Genomic DNA, 20,363 nt, shown 5'->3' with positions numbered 1-20,363 from the left:
TCTAGAGCTATCACAGCTGTATGCTCCGATATTCGATCTCGAGCAATGAGTGATATTATTTTTGATGAACGTCAGCTTTGGTGGGAGCTAAGTTGCTGTATATTAAGTAGCCAGGTTCCATATCCTCTAGCAATAGCTGCTGCAGACCGTATATCCGAAAGTGGTACTCTATTGTGTCAAAATCGAAGTGAGGAGGAGCTAACTGATTTACTTTATAAGTTACTAAGTAAGACTTTTTTGGTCGATGGTAATGAAAGGAAGTATAGGTTTCCTAAAGCTAAGGCAGAGCAGCTTGCGTCAACCTATAAACAGGTATACTCGGAGTCAAAGACATTGCAATCATTGATTGGTAGTTTTTCTGACGTAAATATCGCAAGGCAATGGTTCGTTGATAAAGCTCCTGGGTTTGGCCCAAAACAGGCCAGTATGTTTTTGCGTAATTGTGGTTTTACATATGATTTAGCGATACTAGATAGGCATGTCCTCAACTATATGTCCTTGATTGGTATATATAACGGTCGCCACTTATCAATTTCTGGTATGAATCAATATGGTAGACATGAAAAAGCTCTAAAAAAGCATGCCCAAGAGTTGAATTGCCCTGTAGGTTTGTTGGACTGGGCCATATGGATTGTTATGCGTGTAGCTGCTAGAAACCCAAAGGAGATAATAGTATGAGTATTGTGACTCTAGTATCAGGAGGTTTAGATTCGACTCTTGTGGCAAAACTAGCCAAAGAAGAAGGGTTGGAAATTTACCCGCTATTCATAAATTACGGTCAAAGAGCCTATAATAGAGAACTTGAAGCATGTCGGAAGTCAATGGCCGAATTAATGTTGCCAGAACCACAGGTTGCAGAACTTCCCGGATATGGAAAGCTCATAAGAACAGGGCTTACTGACAAGAGTTTGGACATCGTAGATGATGCTTTCACCCCAGGAAGAAATCTACTGTTTTTACTCACAGCTGCTGCGTATGCACACCAACTTAATGCTGATGCCGTATCCATAGGTTTGCTTCATGAAAGTACAAGCCTTTTCCCAGATCAAACTCCTCAATTTATAAAAAAGGCAGAAGCTCTAATTTCTCTCAGTTTAGGTAAAGATATTAAGGTGCTTGCTCCTCTCTCTGAATTCACAAAACAAGACGTAGTTAGTCTAGCTAAAACTAAAGGTATATCTGGTACATATTCATGTCACCAAGGTGATGAATATCCATGCGGAAACTGTATTGCTTGTAATGAGTTTAAACATGAGGAAGTGTAAAAATGGGTGGTAGTAGCAGCGGAGGATGGAGTCGTCTGGGTGATATTAGGTCCTTAGAAGAAAAGGCAAAAGCAGCTCTTCAGGGAGGGAGGCGAAACGTCTTCATTAGTTTTGCCACAGAGGATATTGATACTGTTAATTTGCTTCGTGCACAGGCAAAGAACGATAAAAGTGATATCGAGTTCAACGATCACTCTGTTAAGGAGCCATATAACAGTGAGCAAGCCGAGTATATCAAGAGAAAAATCACAGAGAGAATATCTAGGGCTTCCGTTACTGTTGTGTATGTATCACCAAATACGGCACAAAGTGATTGGGTTAAATGGGAAGTTGAAAAGAGTTTACAGCTAGGTAAGCGTGTTATCGCAGTTCATTCAGGCTCTAGCTTTGAGGGCTCACCTCCGAGTTGGCTATCTAACACTAGTATAGAGAAGATGGCATGGAGGGATTTGTCTGACTCGCTTTGATTGGTTTCAAGCCCATTAAGTTAGCTCTAATTGTATGAATATTGGAAAAGAAAGGACATTAACGTGACAAAGTCTCTGGGTACGCAATTGTGTTTTGTAGATATGCCATTTGGAAAGAAAGTTGATGAGAAATCAGGCATAGAAATCGACTTTGATCAGGTATACCAGGAAGGTATTGAACCAGCCATTGTAGCCGCAGGACTGACACCGATCCGAGGAGATAGGGAGGAGACCGGCGGCATAATTCATACAGCTATGTTTGCTAGACTTTTGCTTTCTGACTTTGTTGTGGCAGATATGACAACGGCTAATCCCAACGTTTTTTATGAGCTGGGAGTGAGGCATACAGCTAAGCCTTACACGACAATTCCCATATTTGCCACTACGAGTGCCCCTCCTTTTGATGTGAATATGGTTCGTGCCATACCTTACAAGTTAACTGATGGAAGTATCTGTACAGAGTCGGCTGAGGAACTTAAAGAACAGTTGACTCGTAGAATCGAACGGGTGCTAGCTGGGCCTCCTGTTCAAGATAGTCCTTTATTTGGCCTGTTTAAGGACTTTCCTGGTATTGAAATGAAGCCGGAGATGGCTGAGGTGTTTCGAGATCGTATTGAGTACTCAAGAAAGGTGAAGAAAGACTTGGCTGCTGCTCGAACTCAAACATCTAGATCAGATGCTCTTGAATCAATTGATGAGATTATTGAACAGTTGGGCGAGCTACGCTCTTTAGATAGAGGGATAGTAATCGATATCTACCTGAATTATAGAGCAATGAGTGCTTGGGATAAAATGATCGACTTATACAACAAAATGCCAGCTGATATAAAGGGAATGGTATTTACAAGACAACAGTTTGCACTAGCTTTAAACCGTCGAAATGAAGGTAGGGATAGGGAAGAAGCTATTCAGGTAATAAAAGGCATCATTGATGATAGTGGTAATAGTGCTGAATCGTCTGGAATTTTAGGGCGTATATATAAAGATAAATATAAGGAAGCTCAGGAAAAAAGCGACGTTAAGGCCGGTGGTTGGTTAGGTATGGCCATAGACTCGTACAAAAATGGCTTTGAGCTTGAACCAACAGACTACTATCCAGGTGTAAATGCTATTACTCTTCTACAGGCTAAAGGTGACGAGGAATCTTTAGCTGAAATTAAGAGGTTGTTGCCATTAGTGATATTTGCTGCTGAACGTCAGGGTGGACGAAACTCAAATAACTATTGGATTGTTGCAACCTTATTAGAGCTTGCTTGCATTAGTCATGACTATGAACTTGGTCTTGAGTACCTTCCAAGAGCATTAGTTCTTGGGAAGGAATCATGGCAACTTGAAACAACAGCGAATAATCTGAGATTCATTCAACAACAGAGATTTGAAGATGAAAAATCAGATTTGCTGTCACAGATAATAGATGAACTTGAAGGTCAGATGCAAAGTCTTTAGCTACTACTGTCAACGCCAGTTTAAAATTGACCCACTTATCGACGAAGTAAAATTGACCCACCCATACAATTAACTTTTGCCTTCAGATAGACTTTCTAGAACCGCTGGTATGGTTCCAGCCGCTTTCTTTCCTCTTAATCGATAGCTTTCACCGCTGATTTGTACGATGTGCGAGTGATGAAGAAGTCTATCGAGTAACGCCGCCGTCAACGTTGTATCATCGGCGAACGCATTTGACCATTGAGAGAACGGCAAATTACTGGTCACGATAATGCTGCCTTGCTCATAACGTTTGGCGATGACGTTAAAGAACAAGTTGGCCTCTTCTCTGCCGAACGGTAAGTAGCCGATTTCATCGACGATAAGTAGCTTAGGTGCGAGTACACTTCGTCTCAAGTAGCTTTCAAGCTTACCCTGAGCTTTCGCTGTAGATAGCTGAAGCATCAAGTCTGCTGCGGTGATGAACCGTGTCTTTAGGCCCTTTTGAACCGCTATTTGGCCAAGGCTCACCGCAAGGTGGCTCTTACCAACGCCACTTGGGCCGAGTAATACCACGTTTTCCTTTCGCTCAATGAAGGTTAACCCTATTAACTCCTTGAGCTGTTTTCTTGGGGCACCCGTTGCGAACTTGAAGTCATAGTCATCGAACGTTTTTTCCATTGGGAAGCTGGCGAACTTAGTCAGTGTGGCTCTTGTGCGTTCTGCTCGCGCTTCCAGTTCAGCGTTCAGAAGTGACTCTAAGTAATCGGCTAGACTCAGTTCACGACTGTTGGCTGCTTCTGCCAGTCTCGGCCACTCCTGACCGATAGCTTGTAACTTCAGCGTTGCACAGGCAGCCTCGATACGACTCATTTGAAGGTTCATGGTCGTACCTCCAACAACGCATCATACGTCGAGAGTGGGTACTGGAAGCTCTCAAGTGGCATCACACTATCGCTTATTGTTAGCGGTGTGACTGGGCGTGTCGGCGATGGTAGCGACTGAAGTGTAAAGCGCTCTTCATCTAAGAGAACCTGAGGCTTTGCACCTGTCGTACCATGAGTTCGTTGGTGAGCGACGGTTTCTAGCCATGCGCCGATATGTCCATTAAGAACATCGACGGTGATTTTAAGTCCGTGTTGCTTGAGTGTCGCAGCAAGCGGAGTGACGAAACTATTCTTCAAGTAGGAGTTAAATCGCTCCACTTTTCCTTTGGTCTTTGCGCGATATGGACGACAGGCTCTTGGTTTAAAATTGTACTTCTTGGCTGCGGTGAGCAGTGCAGGGTTCCAACGGTGCTCTCCTTCACCGTATGCATCACGCTCTATCATGATGGCTTTCGCATTATCGAACAGAACTTCTTTGGGGACGCCACCGAAGTATTCAAACGCTTCTTCAAGACCTTTTATCCAGTCTTCTTGGCGCTCTCGTTCACTAAAGCGAACGAACGTCGCTCTGCTATAACCAAGCGTTGCCACGAAGGCTTTAACACGGACGCCGTAATGGGTGATGGTCGTAAAGTCCACTTGCATCTACTCACCTGGCAATGTCTCGAATCGAACGACAGGGTCGACAGGCGTACTTGGTTTGTACTGTTTGATGTACTCCTTGAGCATCGTTATACCGCCTTCATAACCAAGTGATTTTAACTCACGTAGTAAGACGGTTGCGGGTATCCAATAAGGCTTTGCGGCTTCAATCCGCGTACACAAGTAGCCATGGTAGGGCTGAAGTTTAGTTGGTCGGGACTGACGCTCGGGGTACACGGGTGCTTTGCTTCTATCTCGCAGATAAGTACGAACGGTATTCCTTGAGATCCCCAGCTCCTTTGCGATACGGCGGATGTTGCCCCCTTGCTGATGTAAAACGTGTATTTCCACTAGTTGCTCCTGATTGATCATAATCCGCCGCTTTGTCCATGTTACGAACGGATAGTTTGACTCAGGTGGGTCAATTTTAAATCGGCGTTAGTGGGTCATTTTTACATCGGCGCTGACACTACGGGCAAACTTTATTGTCTGAGCATTTTCATATAGGCAAATTTTATTGTTCCTTCACAAATCAAACGCTACACATCCGCATAAAAGATAAGATAAAAAAGAGCACTGAATCGTATTCCGTGCTCTTTTTATATTCTCATTGTATTCCCACAGCGAGTTACTCGTCTTGATACTTTTCGAGTTTGTTGTAGAGCGTTTTAACGCTAATGCCTAACTCTTGCGCAGATTCCGTTTTATTGCCTTGATTCTCTTCAAGCGTATTGAGAATGGCGGCTTTTTCTAGCTCTTCTAGCGAAACGCCCGCTGGAACAAGGTCTTCGATGCTTGTGCCTGTTTCCAATGGCGGTGTATCGAATATCAGGTGTTCATCTCGGATGGTGTCATCAGCCAAAATAAATGCACGCTCGATCGTGTGTTTGAGCTCACGGACATTACCTGGCCAATCGTGTGCAGCGATTTTTTGGATGGCAGAATCAAGAATGGTTTTGGTTTTAGCCTCATTTGCGTTGCGGTGCGCGATAAAGTGTTTAGCCAGACCGACGATGTCACCGCCTCGATCTCGCAGTGGCGGTATCGTTAATGGGAAGTGCGATAAACGGAAAAACAGATCTTCACGCAGGAACTGCTCTTCAATGGCGACTTTAGGATCACGGTTGGTGGCGGCAATGATGCGAGTGTTGGCGATATGCACCGTATTACTGCCCACTGGGCGATACTCTCCGGTTTCCAACACACGCAATAGCTTCACTTGATGCTCGATAGGCATCTCGGTGATTTCATCTAAAAACAGCGTGCCGCCTTCTGCCTGTTTAAATACACCTTGGTGAGTTTTATTCGCTCCGGTAAAGGCGCCTTTTTCATGGCCAAACAGTTCACTATCGACCAACTCTGGGCTAATCGCACCACAGTTAATCGCGATAAAGGGTTGTTGCTTGCGATCACTGGCTAAATGAATGGTCTGTGCGACTAACTCTTTACCCGAGCCGCTTTCACCGACAATGAGGACGTTGGCTTCTGTTTTTGCGACGCGTCGGATCATGCGATAGAGCTGATGCATTGGCGATGAGGACCCTACCAAAAGGCCAAATTGGTCGAGATCGCTAGTGGACACTTTACGTCCTTGATCTTGTTTTTGCTGATAGTACTGGCTGACTTCGCTTAGGGTGTCCGTCAAAATGGCAATATCGACGGGTTTTCTGTAGTGAAAAATTGCACCTAAGTTCATTAGCTTATCCAAATTTTCGTTTGGAGCACCAGAGCTAATGATGATCAAGTCCATATCGTAGATGTCTTCGATATTAGAAAGGCGCTGGTAATCTGCGCTAGTAAAGTGGGCGACTTCAACAATCGCAACTTCCGGCTTGAGTTGTAGGAAATCTTCAATCCAACCATCTGCGGCATCGGTATTATGCAGACGAAATTTGTTCAGTTCCTGGCAAGAGGCGATAGCATCTTTAAGTGTCGGGTCTTGTATTCGTAGAAACAGGCTTGGCAACGACATAGAAATGTCCTCTTTACTATGACAGAAACAATGTACGTGGATTATTCTAAGTGCACAAGACAAAATATTGTCAGCATAGATTTAAGGGGCTGTAGGCTATTTTAATGTCGTTGATCCTCTCTTGGTATATATCAGTAATAATTCTGATAAATATTGCTTCTTTATTCGGGTGTCTCACGCTTTAAATAATAATTCTGCGATTAAGTGAAGTCGAAGAAATAATGTCTCATCTTTTGTTGGCGTATTATGTAATTGATTGCGAAATTATTAACGATTAAAAATTACATTTCTTCTGTGTAAATAATTCATGCTTATATTTTCTTGTTCGTCTTATTTTTACCTCTCGTTTTTATTATTTCTTTAAAAACAACAAGTTACAAACTTGGCACATGGTTTGCTCCTATGGAAATACAACGTCAATAAAGGAGAATTACCATGAATAACATCGCAGCTAAAATTGTACTTACGTCAGTTCTTGCTACTTCATCTACAGCAGTCTTAGCGAGTGATAAATGGGAAAAAGAATCCATGGACGCTTGGCTAGATGGTAAAGCCGAAACGACGCTGCTGCTAAACAGTAACCTTAACTCTTTTGATATCAACACCGATGTTGAAAATCAGGTAGTTACCCTTTCTGGTTCGGTAAACAATGACCTTGAAAAATCGCTTGCCGAAGAGCTTGTAACAGGTCTTGATGGTGTGAAAAAAGTAAACAACGAATTGTCAGTGGTGAATGAAGGTAAGAAAGAAACCGATTCAGAGGCATTAGCCACACTGACCGACTCTAAAATCACGACTATAGTTAAAACTCGCCTACTGATGGATACCAATGTAAGTGGTACGGACATTGATGTAACGACGGAACGTAAAACGGTAACGTTGGCAGGTAAGGTTAATTCAGATGCGGAGCATGATCTTGCACTTTCAATTGCAAATAATACCAATGATGTAAATAAGGTGATTGATAAGCTAGAAGTGGTTCAATAATAACGAGCCGAGTGACCTAACCCAATTTTATTAGGAGGTAACACTATGGTTCGTTGGATGTTTATTTTTCTGGCTTTGGCACTGGTTTCTGCACTACTAGGTTTTACTGGTATTGCAGGGGCGGCGGCCTCTATCGCGCAAGTGATATTTTACCTATTCCTATTGTCATTAATTGTATCAATAGTGATTGTTCTGCTAGGAAGAAAAAACGTAAATAGATAGGAGATTTCATGCGACTTACGTCATTAATTTACCGTATCGCCGCAGTATTTGGTTTGGTGTTCGCACTGGCTGCTTGTAGTGAAGAAGGGCCAATGGAACAGGCAGGCAAGAAGATAGATGAAGCCGCCGAAGAAACTCAAAACGCGATTGAAGATGAGTGTGAAAATATTAAAGAGAACTTGAACGCAGAAGACCAAGATTGTTAGTCGAGTCAGGTCAGCTTTTTGTTCACAGCAATGTAAGAGAAGGGCGGTCAATCACCGCCCTTCCTTTTATCCCAAGTGTTTACAATCAGATAAGGAGTCAAAGATGAAAAACATATTTGATGTACTAAAAGAGAGTCATGAAAAGCAACGCCTTTTACTCGATGCTCTGATGGAAACGTCTGGAGATTCCCCTGCACGCGAAGAGTTTTACCACAATCTTAAGGATGAACTCGAACAGCACGCCGCCGCAGAAGAGCGCTTTTTCTACGCGCCTTTAATTGAGAGCGATAAAACCATCGATCTTACTCGTCATGGCATCGCAGAGCACCACGAGATTGATAAAGTGATTGCACAGCTTGATGCAACCGACATGAGCTCGCCAGCATGGCTCAACCTCATGAAAACTTTGCGTCACAAAGTATTGCACCACCTCGAAGAAGAAGAGCAGCGTTTTTTCCAATTGGCCGGTAAGGTGATGACCGATCAGCAGAAAATGAAACTAGCGGATAGCTACGTCGATGAAATGGCTAGCTAGGTGGAGTATTGGTCCTTTTCGTGCCATTTCGGCACGGGAAGGGGCCCAATCAAAGCGTTTACCAAGCTAATTAGTCTAAACTAAAACCAGCTTATTCTCACTTTCACTAAAAAAGCGCACTCGCTGAAGGCAAGGAGAGCGAATGTTTATCATCAAATATTATATTCTTGGCGCTCTGATCAGTTTATTGGCCGCTATTTATATTCCCCAAATCATGGTTAGCCTGTTGTTCTTGTGGGTATCTCTTTCTTTAGCATTAGTCAGCGTAGCCTACGTTTTCGACATTCCCTCCATTTTTAGAAAAAACCAAGACGGCAAGATTGTCAGGTGGATCCGCTGGGCATTCATCCCCTTTTTACTGGGCGCTAGAGCATATAATGCCTGGGAAAGACGGCGCGATACTGTGCCTCCAATCCAAAAAGTCAGCGATAATTTATACCTCTCCCGTCGGCTATTTCAGAGTGACTTAGATTTTCTCGAATCCAATGACATCTCTTGTATTGTCGATGTCACCGCAGAATTTGCTGGGCTTGAAAGTGCGATGACCGACAAGCAGTTTCATTACCTTTCGATTCCGGTACTTGACCACAAAGCCCCAACGTTGGAGCGCTTGCGTCATGCGATTAACTGGATTGATACGCAAATCTCGTGCTCGCGAGCTGTGGTTGTGCATTGTGCGTTAGGGCGCGGTCGTTCGGTGTTTGTTGTTGCGGCGTATCTACTGAGCAAAGATCCGTCGCTGACGGTTGAGTCTGTGATGAAAAAAATCAATGACGTGCGCAGTACCGCGAGATTGAATAAATTGCAGATCAAAACGTTACGAGCGATAAGTGAAAAAGGCGTACTGGGTCTGGATCAATCCACTTGGATGGTGGTTAACCCTGTTGCAGGTGGTGGCAAATGGGAGGAAAACGAACAGCACTTGATTCGTGAGCTAACCAAAAAATATCGTTTGAGTATTCATCAAACGACGACAGACCTCAGCGCCGAGCAGCTAACACAACAGGCAAAAGAAAGTGGGGCTAAGCAAATTATCGTAGCGGGTGGCGATGGCACAGTGACGGAAGTGGCGAGCCAGCTGGTAGGTACTGATATCAAACTCGGTATTGTTCCGCTCGGAACCGCCAATGCGTTATGTCATGTGCTCTATGGAGTTGGCGCAAAATTCTCACCAGTCGAAAAAGCGTGTGAAGCATTGCTAGCAGGTCACTGTCAACGTATTGATACGGCGGAGTGTAATCAGAGGCTTATATTGTTAGTCCTAGGTATTGGCCTAGAGCAGAAAATGATCGAGCATGCGCAGCGAGAAGAGAAAAACACCTTTGGACAATTGGCCTACTTAACGGGCTTTTTTAACGCGGTGGTGGCGGAAGAGATGCAGACGTTGACTGTTGCGATGGATGCGCCATTTGAAGATGAAAACCGCGAAAATGGATCACAAACGCTAGAAGTTCATAGCTTTGTCGTTGCGAACATCGCTCCTTTTAGTACGTTGCTCGCGCAAGGTGGTGGTGCTCCGCAGCCTGACGATGGCAAGCTGCATATCACGTATTTAGATAACACCGAATCTTTAGGTGGACGCCTCATCGCATTGTCTGATCTGACATTAACCAGCGTAGGTGCGCAGGAGGAATCGACTCATTTTCAATACGCGACGGCTCAGAATGTCACTATTTCTGCGAACAAACCGATTGAGTATGTGATTGATGGTGAGCTTTATTCTGATGAGCAATTAGCGATTAAGCTTCGTCCAAAATCGTTGAATGTATTTGTCCCAAGCGGGAGAAGTAAATCGGCTTAGCTTTAAAACAGATAAGCAGTGGATAATGCGCCATTTGCCTAGTGCTTTATAGCGTACCTTTGTTTACCGGTTTAGTCGTAGTTTTGAGGGAACCAATAAGGTCGCTGCGTAGGTGCAGCGGCTTTTTTATATCGGCATTTTTTGTATCTGAGAGAGCGTCTATTTATCGTTCTCGAAGTGAAAGGAAGAAGGGGGTGAGTATGACTACTCACCCTGGGGTAAGTGCTTTTCAATTTCATCGTTTTCGACTTGTAAAGCAGCTAACCAGTAAGAAACAAGCGCCGTTAAGTTGGTGTCGTCAATGGCTCTGAGTAGCGCTTTTAAATCATCTAACAACAACTTGTTCATGAAATGCATTTCTTTGTAATTACCTAGTTCGGCAACGCCGTATTCGGTGGCATTTTCCGCAATGAATTGTTCACCATCTTGGTCGAAGAACAACTTCGCCATCTTTTTGATCATCACTTTTTCTATTTTAACGAATCGATACGCCGCTCTTGCGAGTGTCATATGCGATTGCGGATTAACGAGAGGCAAACACGTTTGGCGATGGTGTGTCATTTTTACGAGTAGCTCCCTTACTCGATTATTATCCAATGTCATACTGACCTCTTTATTTATGACTACCGTGTTGATTACTCGGTTTAGTGTTTTCTAGTTTTGGTTGTATTGAGGTGCCAGTGGTCTTATCAGAAATGGCCAAAACGAGTTGGCCATTTTCTCTGCCAGCGCTTGATTGCAAAGGCGACCACTATGGATCAGCTGATAAGGCTGATGCTGCCGAGCTTTTCTTTACAGCTTTTGATATCACTGCGAACTTTCAGTAGAACCGAATTATCCGCTTGCTCTGGGTGGCTAGTAATTAGGTTTTCGATCTCTTTGAGCACCTTGCTTTCAACACCTTCGAGCTGTTCCAAATACATGGACTCTTTGTCAGAAGACACCTCCTTCATCACATCGCTGTATACCTCACGCGCTTTAATGGTGTAGGAAACCGGAGTGTCGTCGGCAGAGTCTTCCTGGTTATTTGCCAATGTGTAGGGAGTAAGCTCAAGCACCGCTCGCTCACGTACTCTAAGCAGTTCTACCAACACATTATTCAAAGAAGTGTTGTCAATGTTCTCAATGGCCTTGTTGTAAATGTCATTTCCGCTCTCGATAAGCTCAATGATTGAGGCGATATTTTCATTTTTCATATCTCACTCCTGATTTGGTTGGTGATGGGAGTGTTTGTACGTATGGGGAACAAACACAGATGTTTCATCTTTAGTTGCAGGTTGTATGCCAATGAATGTTATTTTTCTATTAATCAATTGGTTATGAGTTTATTGCGCAAGAATTGGAGGGGGGCAGACGTGGTGCTAAGAAAAAATTACAAGAATGTTGGGGAAGTCTGGAAAGAATTACACGTACAGATAAGGGTTTGTCGTGAAACAAAATAAAAATCAAATAAAAACAAATACTTATAGTTTTGGCACGGATATGGCTTTGTTGTGAGTAAGTGAGTTCAAAAGTTGTTTCACTTGATTTACTACTCAACTCATCAACGGAGGCTAGTTATGGCTACAACAAAAGAAAGCACAGTAAAACCTCAAGAGCAGTTAGAAGAAGCATATCACTTAGCGGAGCAAGCCACGACGGAAGCCGTCGGCGCAATGAAAGACCAAGCTAAAGAGAAATTTGATGTGGGCGCGGAACACGTTCAGCAGGCGACCAAGTCGGCAGAGAACGTTATCAAGGAGCGTCCATTGCTGAGCATTGGTTGTGCCTTCCTTGCGGGTTGGGCGGTTTCGAAGCTGATCAAATAATCACGGTCCAACGGATTAAGCCACATAACAGAAGGCGAGGGTTCCAATGAATAATTCCGGACAAGTCACCAACCAGCAACCGGGCTCGGCCGCAGCAGACAGCGGTCGAGCCCCAAGTGGGGCAGAAGAGCAGGATATCCAACAAACCATCAATGGTTTGAGCAGTATTCTTTCACAACTGGACCAATTGACTCAATCGCTGAAAGCGTGGTCGGGTTCAACGTTGGATTTGTTCCTCTTGGAGGTGAAAGTTAATGCGTCCGCAGCGCGACAGATTTTGCTGTGCACCATTGTTTTTACCTTATTGTCGGTATTGTTCGTGTTCAGTTTGTGCCTTGCCTCTGGTGTGGTGGCTTATCAGCTGACCGCTAACGTGTATGTTGCCGTGGGCGTATTTATTGCGTCCTTAGGTTTGGCATTACTGTCTTTAGCTTGGTGGCAGAAGCGTTTAGTTGGTTTCCTTGGATTCAAAAATACGACAGAACAGTTGCAGGAGGGGTGGGATGCGCTCGCTACAAAAGCTCAATCGAGCCATGCGAATCAAGCGGATGGAAGGTAAGGCATCTTTAGAGCAATGCTGCTTGTCGATGGAAATGTTCACGTTTACCACTAAGAAGTTTGTGAAAGAAAATCCTTGGACGACGCTAGGTATTAGTGCTGTCGTTGCTGTTACCGCTGCCAAAGCGGGTCGATTGTCTCGACTGACTTCCTCTATCTCTTCCATGGGGCTATTGGCGAGTAGTGTCTCCGAACTGACGGATTCGCTTGCCAAGCCAGTTATGGCAGCGTCTTCTAACCAGTCGGGCGTAGAACAAGGTCAAAATGCAGAACCACAAGCAAGCAATACTGCTTCGACAGAAGAGACCGCGACATAAGCAGAAGTCGAGCAACCCCAATAACGGCTTTCGCCGATAATCATTCCTACCGACCTTGAGCCTTTTTATGACAGCGAAATTGAACATCCCTGCCAACACCGCGATTGGTGCAACCCTTCTTGTCTTATTGCTCGTTCCTGGGCTGTATTTTGCTAAGCCAATCTTGTTACCTATTGTGCTTAGTACCTTTATTTCTCTGTTATGCAGTCCTTTCATTAACTATCTTGAAGACAAAGGTTTACCGCGCGCGATTACCGTCGTGGTGACTCTGTCATTCTTGGTTGGTGCTTCAATTATTGGCCTTGCTGCCATGTCGGAGCCTGCCAAGCAGTGGTGGTCTGAACTACCCAGTATCGTGAAAAATGTGTCGCAAGAAGTGAGTGAAGTGACTCAAGCCTCGGCGGATCACCTTAATACGCCGCTGAATATTGCCGGCGATATGGGTATGGATGAAGTCGGGAACAATACCGTATTTTCTTTGGTGAAGACACTCGCGACCACGACGCCGACCATTTTGACACAAGCAATGATCGTGCTGTTTATGGTTTATTTTATGCTCAATCACGGACGCAGCTTATTTCGAAAGTCAGTGTCGTACTTGCATGGGTTTGCCAAGCAGCGCCAAGCGATTGAACTGGTCAAAGCACTACAGAAAGACCTATCTCGATACATTGGCACTATCACGTTGGTGAATGCGGGACTTGGGTTGAGTGTTGGGGCGGTGTTTTTTGTTTTAGGCCTTGAGGACCCGTTCTTGTGGGGTGCGTTTGCTGGCGTGATGAATTTTGCGCCGTATCTCGGCCCAGTCATCTCCATGGTGAGTTTCGGTTTTGTGGCTTATCTGCAGTTGGAGTCGGTCAGTTTTATGCTCACTGTGGTGTCTATCTATTTGTTGATCAACTTGATTGAAAGTCAGTTTGTCACGCCAACGTTATTAGGGAAAAGATTCAATTTAAATCCGTTAGTGATCTTCGTTTGGCTCGTGTTCTGGGGTTGGCTTTGGGGCGGTATGGGGCTCTTAATCGGTGTACCGCTATTGGTCTGCATTAATATTTTGGTTGAGCGTCTGGAGCTGTGTCAATCAACTCAAAGTCAACCAATCCAAACCATCCCCGAGGATGTGGCTCCACGAGAATGACTTGGGCTACAAGCTGGCTCAACGAAAAAGTTTTTCCGCACTTACTGGCTGGCTAAAAAGATACCCTTGACCGTAAACACAGCCTTTTTCGAACAAGTAATCGGCTTGCTCCTGAGTTTCTATTCCTTCTGCTACGACTTTCAATGACAGTGTTTTGCCCATGGCGATAATCGCATTCACAATCGCATTGCTATCGCTGTTGCTGGGTACATCACTGACAAACGAGCGGTCAATTTTCAGCTTATTGATGGGTAAACCTTTCAAATAAGACAAAGACGAATAGCCTGTGCCGAAATCATCCAGAGAAATCTCGATGCCTAACCCTCTTAGTTGATTTAACGACGCAATGGCTTGTTGAGGGTCGATCAGTAAAAAGCTCTCGGTGATCTCCAAATCCAGCCGTTGAGCAGGGAAACCAGTTTGATTGAGGATATCGCTCAATCTCTGAATGAAATTCGATTGCTGAAGCTGTAATGCCGACACATTAACCGCAATTCTGCCAAACTCAACGCCTTGTTTCAGCCAAGTATTTCCTTGCTGGCAAGCGTGTAGCAAGACCCACTCGCCAATGCTTTGGATAAGCCCCGTTTTTTCTGCAATTGGAATAAAGTCGGCTGGTGGTACAAGGCCAAATTCGGGGTGCTGCCAGCGTAATAAGGTTTCAACGCCAACAATCGCATGTTGCTCCAAGTTATATTGTGGCTGGAACTCTAATCGAAGCTGCTGTTTTTCTATCGCTTGATGCAAAGCAGATTGAATGCGCACATGGGATACCGATTTATCGGTTAAATCTGGTGAGTAAAATGCGTAGCCGTTGCGCCCATTTTTCTTCGCTAAGTACATTGCTGTATCTGCGTTTTTGAGTAAGGTTTCGCTGTCTTGGCCGTCTCTTGGGTATAAGGCTATGCCAATACTGGTCGAGACGCGCAGTGAGTCGTGATTTGCCAAGTCGAACGGTTGTTGGAAAACGCTGAGAATATCGCCGACGGTTTCTAGCAAAGCCACATCACTGTGGACGTCCGGCAAAATGATCACGAACTCATCGCCGCCAATACGAGCCACATGCGCATTTAAGTGAAGAATATCTTGTAGACGGATAGCCAACTTAGACAGCAACTGATCACCACAAAAGTGACCCATGCTATCGTTGATGTGCTTGAAATGGTCGATATCCAGAAATAGGGTGGCAAACGTCTGTTGGTTCTTGTGCCCGGTTTCAATGTGTTGTTCAAGCAAGCTAAGTAAATGGGTGCGATTAGGCAGATTCGTTAACGGATCATAAAAGGCCATGCGCTGCAGTTTTTCTTCGTGCGCTTTACGCACGGAAATATCTTCAAATACACAGATGTAGTTAATGAGATGATTTTTATCGTCCATTACGGCACTAATGGTCGCTAACTGCGGGTAAATGCTGCCATCTTTCTTTCGGTTGATGAACTCGCCTTTCCATTGACCTTTGGTTTCGAGCTGATGCCACAACTGTTTATAGAAGCCTTGGTCATGATGACCTGAGCGCAGAATTCTAGGGTTCTTTCCAATCACCTCTTCAGAGCGATAGCCGGTGATTTGAGTAAAGGCTGTGTTTACATCAATGATGTTGGCATTGCGATCAGTAATGACCATGCCTTCTTGTGAGTTATTAAAAATTTTGGACGCCAATGAGAGTTGCGTTTCGACCATTTTCCGGCGTGTGATGTTGCGCGTCATGCCCAGAATGCCAATTAAGTTACCGTCATTATCACGGACAGGAGACTTAATGGTTTCTAGCCAAGTTGGGTTATTGTTTTCATCAATTTGGCGGCATTCTTCGACGATGTTCAGCATGCCTGTCGCCACGACCAAGTTATCGGCCTCAATGAACTTCTCTGCTCGCTCGTGGCTAAACAGTGCGAAATCGTCTTTGCCGATGATCTCACTGTTGGTCTTTTGCCACGCATTTTCTACGCTTCGGTTGGTCATCGAATAAAGACCATCCATGCCTTTTATCCAAATATGGTCTTCAAGGCAGTCGATAAACTCTTGCAGCGTCGGTAATGGTGTGGTCGCTGCAGTTTGATGGCGTGTTCGTTCTTGCTGGTAGTGTGAGCTGATATCAAAGCTCATTCTTCCCACTAATGCACTCAGCCAAGCAGATACTACCGTGATTTGATCGTCAGGGTGAGTCAGCGCTAATACGGCAAACAGATCGCCATTTGGTAGCCAAATTGGACCTATGCTCAAGGTTTGCTGTCCAAAGGATGTGTGGCTTATCGTCAAGTCTGTCGGTGTAAATTGAGCGGCAACTTGCACTACCACTTCGACGATAGCGCGATGATTTTGAGCCGAGGTGGACACCTCAGTTGATAGCCACTGCTGGGTATCGCTCAGAGTATAAAGTTGTCCCTGAGCTTGAGTAGCATCACAGCATTGTTGCAGAGCCTGTTGCCAGTCTGCCATCAAAGGCGAAGGAATAGCGAAGCGAAACATAATTAATAACGTGTCCTGAAGCGCCCAAAGATAGTGGTATTAGAATCTAGCTTAAGCTATTGGGCCGTGTTGGTATCGTATCCAACGCTTAGGTAATTCCCAGCAGCGTAAGGCGCTTTCTATCATTAAACTGTTAGCTATATCTCTTTTTTATCCAACTCATTGCATCGTTTGTTGAGTTTTTTTGTTCATCATTGAGAAGTGCTCATTGCTTTGCTTTTTTTACCCCACGATACTTGTTGGACCACTAATCCACTGATGATCAGTATTAAACCAATCAAGGTTGATGGATGAATTTCTTCACCAATGATGGTTGCCAATAGCATCAGTGAGATGAATGGCGAAGCAAAGATCAGATTACTGATGCGGGCTGTGTTTTGCGTCGATTTGAGTGCGCTCAGCCATAGGACGAAAGTGATCCCCATTTCAAATAACCCGACATACGTCACCGCTGCCCAACCTTTAATTGAGATTGCCTGCCAGCTCGCACCTTCATAAAGACTTAAACCAATGGCAAATGGAATAGCGACCAAAAAACCAAGTAAGACACCAACCACAGGGTCGGCCTTATTTTTGGTGTTTAAAATCCAGTAACCAGCCCACAACAGAGTCGATAGCAGCGCCAGCCCCACGCCCAACGGGCTCTCGAATTGCATGCCGAGAACATTGCCCTGTGTGGCAATCACAATCACGCCTACATAGCTAAAACCGCAAGCGAGCCAATCTTTAGCACGGATCTTCTGCCCTAAGAAAATAGCAGCCATTAGCGTCAAGGTAATGGCCCAGCTGTAGTTGATCGCTTGGGCTTGGGATGCAGGCAGCAAGTCATACGCTTTAAAGAGAATGACGTAATACGCCAAGGGGTTAATCAACCCAAGCAGTAGGTAATACCAAGGGTTTGAGAGGAAGGTGGCACTTAACTGGCCCAACTTGCCTTGCACACCACAGATTATCGTCAGCGCAATCGCAGAGACGATACTGGCAATGCACAGCATTTGGATTGGCGTAAATTCTGCCAACGTGAGTTTAAATGCGGTTGCAACGGTAGACCAAAGTAATACTGCTGAGAGCCCAAATCCTAGGGCGCGACGCTCGTTCATGATGCCTCTGCGTGATGATGTGCCGCTCGGTTTGGTTCATTTGAGCGGAAGAAAGAATATTATAGGAAGGCCTAGTGTATGCGAGGATTTTTCATCCAACAAACTGGACATTTATCCAGTGTCTAAATACCATTGTTATAGATACAAAACACAGGCTAACTCGCTATTATGCAATGGATTCTTGAGTACCAATCTCTCATTCTCTCTTCTCTTTGCGCTGCCACGCTTAGTGGTGTCGCCGTCGGTTGGTGGGTGAAACAACGTTTTATCACCCAAACTCAGCTTCTCGAACAACAACTTGTTTCAGAAAAGCAGCTTCACCAACAGCAGCTTGAACAGGTTAAACAAAGCCTTGCCGATGCCCAGCAAGAGTTGGATGAATTAGATGATGAGCGCGATAAAGCTGCGTTTGAAGTACGCCAAACACACGGAAAGCTGATGGCAGCAATGGAAAAACTGCGTTACTTCGAGGCCGTAAAGCAAGAGCGCCAACAATACTTTGATGAGCTTGGTCAGATGCGTGAGCACAAATCACGTCTAGAAACGCAACTGCGTGAGCAGCAAGCACGTCATGAGCAAATCAACCAAGCCAATGCCGAAAAACTGCAAATTCTAGAGCAAGCGGAAGCGCGCCTGAAACAGCAATTTGAGCACTTGGCCAACCAACTGTTTGAAGAAAAAACCGCGAAGGTCGACTTGCAAAACCGTCAGAGTTTGGAAGGTTTGTTGTCACCGCTCCGAGAGCAGCTAGAAGGATTCAAAAAGCACGTTAATGACAGCTTTAGCCAAGAAGCTAAAGAGCGCCATACCTTAGTGCATGAGCTCAAAAACCTGCAACGTTTGAATGAGCAAATGACGCGCGAAGCGGTTAATTTGACCCAAGCGTTGAAAGGGGACAACAAGCAGCAAGGTAACTGGGGCGAAGTGGTGCTCGCGAGGGTACTTGCCGAGTCGGGACTGCGTGAAGGGCACGAATATCAGACTCAGGTGAATTTGCAAAATGAAGCAGGCAAGCGCTACCAACCTGATGTGATTGTTCATCTCCCACAAAACAAACAAGTGGTTGTGGATTCCAAAATGGCGCTGGTCGCCTATGAGCGCTATTTCAACGCCGAAACTGATGCCGAGCGAGACCAGGCTTTGAGTGCGCACTTAGCCGCACTGCGTGCTCACATTAAGGGTTTAAGCATGAAGGACTACCACAAACTCAAAGGTATTCAGAGTTTGGACTATGTGCTGATGTTTATTCCGGTTGAGCCTGCGTTCCAAGTTGCGATTCAAGCCGATCCGAGCTTGATCAAAGACGCGATGGAGCAAAACATCATTTTGGTGAGCCCAACAACGTTGCTGGTGGCACTGCGCACCATTGATAATCTATGGCGCAATGAACGCCAGAACGAAAACGCCAAAATGATTGCGCAGCGCGCGACAAAACTCTACGACAAATTACGATTGTTTGTGGATGACATGGAAGGGCTCGGCGGTGCGCTGGATAAGGCGAATCAAAGCTATCAAGGCGCAATGAACAAGCTTGCCACAGGGCGCGGGAATGTGATTCGTCAAGCCGAAAGCTTTAAGCACCTTGGGGTTGAAATCAAACGACCAATTTCTTCTGACCTCGCACAGTTAGCGCAGAGTGATTCATTTTCAGAAAATGACCCGTTAGTAGAAAGACATCCGGCTGAGGATAAAGTAAACTAATCGCCCGCAGTGCAGTGGGCGATTTTATTTGTCAGCAAACGCCCCGCAGAGAGAAAGCGCTGCCTAAGAGGAATTAGAATGACGGACACAAGTTTGCAATCCAATACAGCGTTAGAGAATGAAACCACTCACTTTGGTTTCTCTACAGTGGCAAAAGACGAAAAAGTGACTAAGGTTGCCGAAGTATTCCACTCCGTGGCAACAAAATACGACATCATGAATGACCTGATGTCTGGTGGTATTCACCGCCTTTGGAAGCGCTTCACAATCGATTGTAGTGGCGCTCGCCCTGGCCAACGTATTCTTGACCTAGGTGGTGGTACGGGTGATTTAACGGCGAAATTCTCGCGTATTGTTGGCGATGAAGGTCATGTCATCCTTGCCGATATCAATAACTCAATGCTTAACGTTGGTCGCGATAAACTGCGCGATAACGGAATTGTGGGTAACGTGCATTACGTTCAAGCCAACGCAGAAGAACTGCCGTTTCCTGATGATTATTTTGATGTCATCACCATCAGTTTTTGTTTGCGTAATGTGACTGACAAAGACAAAGCGCTTCGTTCAATGTTCCGCGTATTGAAGCCAGGCGGCCGTCTATTGGTGCTAGAATTTTCGAAACCAGTGCTAGAGCCGTTATCGAAAGTATACGACGCATATTCATTCCACTTATTGCCGAGAATCGGTGAGCTAGTTGCGAATGACTCAGAGAGTTACCGCTACCTAGCGGAGTCAATCCGTATGCATCCAGACCAAGAAACGCTGGAAGGCATGATGCAAGACGCAGGTTTTGAAAACACCAAATACTACAACTTAACTGGTGGTATTGTGGCTTTGCATCGCGGTTATAAATTCTAAGGGTTAAC

The 20,363-nt window shown here is 45.0% G+C and carries 21 protein-coding genes and 1 pseudogene; 15 read left to right on the top strand and 7 right to left on the bottom strand.

Annotated features, from left to right (window positions below; translation table 11 throughout):
- Positions 1–45: 45 nt before the first annotated feature.
- From NDJ01_RS18110 to NDJ01_RS18095, 4 genes are all read left to right on the top strand, one after another.
- Positions 46–678, top strand: a complete 633-nt coding sequence (locus NDJ01_RS18110; protein WP_258587091.1) for a hypothetical protein — start codon at positions 46–48, stop codon at positions 676–678.
- Positions 675–1,265: a 7-cyano-7-deazaguanine synthase gene (locus NDJ01_RS18105; RefSeq protein ID WP_258587090.1), complete on the top strand. Its 591-nt coding sequence runs from the start codon at positions 675–677 to the stop codon at positions 1,263–1,265. Before NDJ01_RS18110 ends, NDJ01_RS18105 begins: the two co-directional genes overlap by 4 nt.
- A gap of 2 nt (positions 1,266–1,267) precedes the next feature.
- Complete coding sequence (locus tag NDJ01_RS18100) at positions 1,268–1,732, top strand: TIR domain-containing protein (RefSeq protein WP_258587089.1); 465 nt, start codon at positions 1,268–1,270, stop codon at positions 1,730–1,732.
- Positions 1,733–1,795: 63 nt separating this feature from the next.
- Positions 1,796–3,178 (top strand): DUF4071 domain-containing protein, encoded by a 1,383-nt coding sequence (locus tag NDJ01_RS18095; RefSeq protein WP_258587088.1) that lies wholly within the window; start codon positions 1,796–1,798, stop codon positions 3,176–3,178.
- A 69-nt stretch (positions 3,179–3,247) separates the two neighbouring features.
- Here the strand turns inward: NDJ01_RS18095 and istB are convergent, their stop codons facing one another.
- The 3 genes and pseudogenes from istB to NDJ01_RS18080 all read right to left on the bottom strand — a co-directional run bounded on the left by istB (position 3,248) and on the right by NDJ01_RS18080 (position 6,658).
- On the bottom strand, positions 3,248–4,042 hold the full coding sequence (istB, locus tag NDJ01_RS18090) for an IS21-like element helper ATPase IstB (RefSeq protein WP_258587087.1): 795 nt from the start codon (positions 4,040–4,042) through the stop codon (positions 3,248–3,250).
- A pseudogene (gene istA / locus NDJ01_RS18085) lies at positions 4,039–5,058 on the bottom strand (IS21 family transposase). The gene istB and the pseudogene istA overlap by 4 nt, the downstream one beginning before the upstream one ends.
- Positions 5,059–5,314: 256 nt before the next feature.
- On the bottom strand, positions 5,315–6,658 hold the full coding sequence (locus NDJ01_RS18080; RefSeq protein ID WP_048624593.1) for a sigma-54-dependent Fis family transcriptional regulator: 1,344 nt from the start codon (positions 6,656–6,658) through the stop codon (positions 5,315–5,317).
- A gap of 435 nt (positions 6,659–7,093) precedes the next feature.
- Between NDJ01_RS18080 and NDJ01_RS18075 the strand changes: the two genes are divergently transcribed.
- The 5 genes from NDJ01_RS18075 (at position 7,094) to NDJ01_RS18055 (ending at position 10,409) form a co-directional block, all read left to right on the top strand.
- Entirely contained in the window at positions 7,094–7,645 is a 552-nt protein-coding gene (locus tag NDJ01_RS18075; RefSeq protein WP_012841234.1) for a BON domain-containing protein, read from the top strand.
- 45 nt (positions 7,646–7,690) lie between these two features.
- Positions 7,691–7,867 carry a DUF1328 family protein gene (locus NDJ01_RS18070; RefSeq protein WP_012841233.1) on the top strand — a complete coding sequence of 59 codons (177 nt, stop codon included), beginning with the start codon at positions 7,691–7,693 and terminating at the stop codon, positions 7,865–7,867.
- Between the two features lie 8 nt (positions 7,868–7,875).
- Complete coding sequence (locus NDJ01_RS18065; RefSeq protein WP_048624594.1) at positions 7,876–8,073, top strand: hypothetical protein; 198 nt, start codon at positions 7,876–7,878, stop codon at positions 8,071–8,073.
- 103 nt (positions 8,074–8,176) lie between these two features.
- Positions 8,177–8,608 carry a hemerythrin domain-containing protein gene (locus NDJ01_RS18060; RefSeq protein ID WP_047009374.1) on the top strand — a complete coding sequence of 144 codons (432 nt, stop codon included), beginning with the start codon at positions 8,177–8,179 and terminating at the stop codon, positions 8,606–8,608.
- A gap of 142 nt (positions 8,609–8,750) precedes the next feature.
- Complete coding sequence (locus tag NDJ01_RS18055) at positions 8,751–10,409, top strand: diacylglycerol kinase family protein (RefSeq protein WP_047009375.1); 1,659 nt, start codon at positions 8,751–8,753, stop codon at positions 10,407–10,409.
- A gap of 204 nt (positions 10,410–10,613) precedes the next feature.
- Here the strand turns inward: NDJ01_RS18055 and NDJ01_RS18050 are convergent, their stop codons facing one another.
- Positions 10,614–11,012: a hypothetical protein gene (locus tag NDJ01_RS18050; RefSeq protein WP_005379193.1), complete on the bottom strand. Its 399-nt coding sequence runs from the start codon at positions 11,010–11,012 to the stop codon at positions 10,614–10,616.
- 155 nt (positions 11,013–11,167) lie between these two features.
- Positions 11,168–11,605, bottom strand: a complete 438-nt coding sequence (locus NDJ01_RS18045) for a PA2169 family four-helix-bundle protein (protein ID WP_257887478.1) — start codon at positions 11,603–11,605, stop codon at positions 11,168–11,170.
- A gap of 363 nt (positions 11,606–11,968) precedes the next feature.
- Between NDJ01_RS18045 and NDJ01_RS18040 the strand changes: the two genes are divergently transcribed.
- The 4 genes from NDJ01_RS18040 to NDJ01_RS18025 all read left to right on the top strand — a co-directional run bounded on the left by NDJ01_RS18040 (position 11,969) and on the right by NDJ01_RS18025 (position 14,230).
- Positions 11,969–12,217, top strand: coding sequence for a hypothetical protein (locus NDJ01_RS18040; RefSeq protein ID WP_005394426.1), 249 nt, complete (start codon positions 11,969–11,971; stop codon positions 12,215–12,217).
- Between the two features lie 46 nt (positions 12,218–12,263).
- Positions 12,264–12,776, top strand: a complete 513-nt coding sequence (locus NDJ01_RS18035; RefSeq protein ID WP_065646517.1) for a hypothetical protein — start codon at positions 12,264–12,266, stop codon at positions 12,774–12,776.
- Complete coding sequence (locus tag NDJ01_RS18030) at positions 12,721–13,092, top strand: hypothetical protein (RefSeq protein ID WP_225311738.1); 372 nt, start codon at positions 12,721–12,723, stop codon at positions 13,090–13,092. Before NDJ01_RS18035 ends, NDJ01_RS18030 begins: the two co-directional genes overlap by 56 nt.
- 67 nt (positions 13,093–13,159) lie before the next feature.
- Positions 13,160–14,230, top strand: coding sequence for an AI-2E family transporter (locus NDJ01_RS18025; RefSeq protein ID WP_258587086.1), 1,071 nt, complete (start codon positions 13,160–13,162; stop codon positions 14,228–14,230).
- An 18-nt stretch (positions 14,231–14,248) separates the two neighbouring features.
- Here NDJ01_RS18025 and NDJ01_RS18020 read toward each other — a convergent pair whose 3' ends face one another.
- On the bottom strand, positions 14,249–16,696 hold the full coding sequence (locus tag NDJ01_RS18020; protein WP_258587085.1) for a bifunctional diguanylate cyclase/phosphodiesterase: 2,448 nt from the start codon (positions 16,694–16,696) through the stop codon (positions 14,249–14,251).
- A gap of 191 nt (positions 16,697–16,887) precedes the next feature.
- Entirely contained in the window at positions 16,888–17,796 is a 909-nt protein-coding gene (locus NDJ01_RS18015; RefSeq protein ID WP_258587084.1) for a DMT family transporter, read from the bottom strand.
- Between the two features lie 168 nt (positions 17,797–17,964).
- On the opposite strand from NDJ01_RS18015, the gene rmuC reads away from it, so the two are divergent.
- Positions 17,965–19,497 carry a DNA recombination protein RmuC gene (gene rmuC, locus NDJ01_RS18010; protein ID WP_005394435.1) on the top strand — a complete coding sequence of 511 codons (1,533 nt, stop codon included), beginning with the start codon at positions 17,965–17,967 and terminating at the stop codon, positions 19,495–19,497.
- 78 nt (positions 19,498–19,575) lie between these two features.
- Positions 19,576–20,355 (top strand): bifunctional demethylmenaquinone methyltransferase/2-methoxy-6-polyprenyl-1,4-benzoquinol methylase UbiE, encoded by a 780-nt coding sequence (gene ubiE, locus NDJ01_RS18005; protein ID WP_005379210.1) that lies wholly within the window; start codon positions 19,576–19,578, stop codon positions 20,353–20,355.
- The last annotated feature ends 8 nt before the right edge of the window (positions 20,356–20,363 follow it).

It is taken from the genome of Vibrio sp. HS-50-1, from assembly GCF_024747315.1.
Lineage (GTDB): Bacteria > Pseudomonadota > Gammaproteobacteria > Enterobacterales > Vibrionaceae > Vibrio > Vibrio diabolicus.
The sequence above is the reverse complement of the archived record's forward strand: the minus strand, read 5'-3'. Positions and strand labels throughout refer to the sequence as shown.

Excerpts from the sequence above, each read along its gene's own strand:
- NDJ01_RS18110 (WP_258587091.1), top strand. The coding sequence starts at position 46 with ATGAGTGATATTATTTTTGATGAACGTCAGCTTTGGTGGGAGCTAAGT.
- NDJ01_RS18105 (WP_258587090.1), top strand. The coding sequence starts at position 675 with ATGAGTATTGTGACTCTAGTATCAGGAGGTTTAGATTCGACTCTTGTG.
- NDJ01_RS18100 (WP_258587089.1), top strand. The coding sequence starts at position 1,268 with ATGGGTGGTAGTAGCAGCGGAGGATGGAGTCGTCTGGGTGATATTAGG.
- istB (WP_258587087.1), bottom strand. The coding sequence starts at position 4,042 with ATGAACCTTCAAATGAGTCGTATCGAGGCTGCCTGTGCAACGCTGAAG.
- NDJ01_RS18080 (WP_048624593.1), bottom strand. The coding sequence starts at position 6,658 with ATGTCGTTGCCAAGCCTGTTTCTACGAATACAAGACCCGACACTTAAA.
- NDJ01_RS18075 (WP_012841234.1), top strand. The coding sequence starts at position 7,094 with ATGAATAACATCGCAGCTAAAATTGTACTTACGTCAGTTCTTGCTACT.
- NDJ01_RS18070 (WP_012841233.1), top strand. The coding sequence starts at position 7,691 with ATGGTTCGTTGGATGTTTATTTTTCTGGCTTTGGCACTGGTTTCTGCA.
- NDJ01_RS18065 (WP_048624594.1), top strand. The coding sequence starts at position 7,876 with ATGCGACTTACGTCATTAATTTACCGTATCGCCGCAGTATTTGGTTTG.
- NDJ01_RS18060 (WP_047009374.1), top strand. The coding sequence starts at position 8,177 with ATGAAAAACATATTTGATGTACTAAAAGAGAGTCATGAAAAGCAACGC.
- NDJ01_RS18055 (WP_047009375.1), top strand. The coding sequence starts at position 8,751 with ATGTTTATCATCAAATATTATATTCTTGGCGCTCTGATCAGTTTATTG.
- NDJ01_RS18050 (WP_005379193.1), bottom strand. The coding sequence starts at position 11,012 with ATGACATTGGATAATAATCGAGTAAGGGAGCTACTCGTAAAAATGACA.
- NDJ01_RS18045 (WP_257887478.1), bottom strand. The coding sequence starts at position 11,605 with ATGAAAAATGAAAATATCGCCTCAATCATTGAGCTTATCGAGAGCGGA.
- NDJ01_RS18040 (WP_005394426.1), top strand. The coding sequence starts at position 11,969 with ATGGCTACAACAAAAGAAAGCACAGTAAAACCTCAAGAGCAGTTAGAA.
- NDJ01_RS18035 (WP_065646517.1), top strand. The coding sequence starts at position 12,264 with ATGAATAATTCCGGACAAGTCACCAACCAGCAACCGGGCTCGGCCGCA.
- NDJ01_RS18030 (WP_225311738.1), top strand. The coding sequence starts at position 12,721 with ATGCGCTCGCTACAAAAGCTCAATCGAGCCATGCGAATCAAGCGGATG.
- NDJ01_RS18025 (WP_258587086.1), top strand. The coding sequence starts at position 13,160 with ATGACAGCGAAATTGAACATCCCTGCCAACACCGCGATTGGTGCAACC.
- NDJ01_RS18020 (WP_258587085.1), bottom strand. The coding sequence starts at position 16,696 with ATGTTTCGCTTCGCTATTCCTTCGCCTTTGATGGCAGACTGGCAACAG.
- NDJ01_RS18015 (WP_258587084.1), bottom strand. The coding sequence starts at position 17,796 with ATGAACGAGCGTCGCGCCCTAGGATTTGGGCTCTCAGCAGTATTACTT.
- rmuC (WP_005394435.1), top strand. The coding sequence starts at position 17,965 with ATGCAATGGATTCTTGAGTACCAATCTCTCATTCTCTCTTCTCTTTGC.
- ubiE (WP_005379210.1), top strand. The coding sequence starts at position 19,576 with ATGACGGACACAAGTTTGCAATCCAATACAGCGTTAGAGAATGAAACC.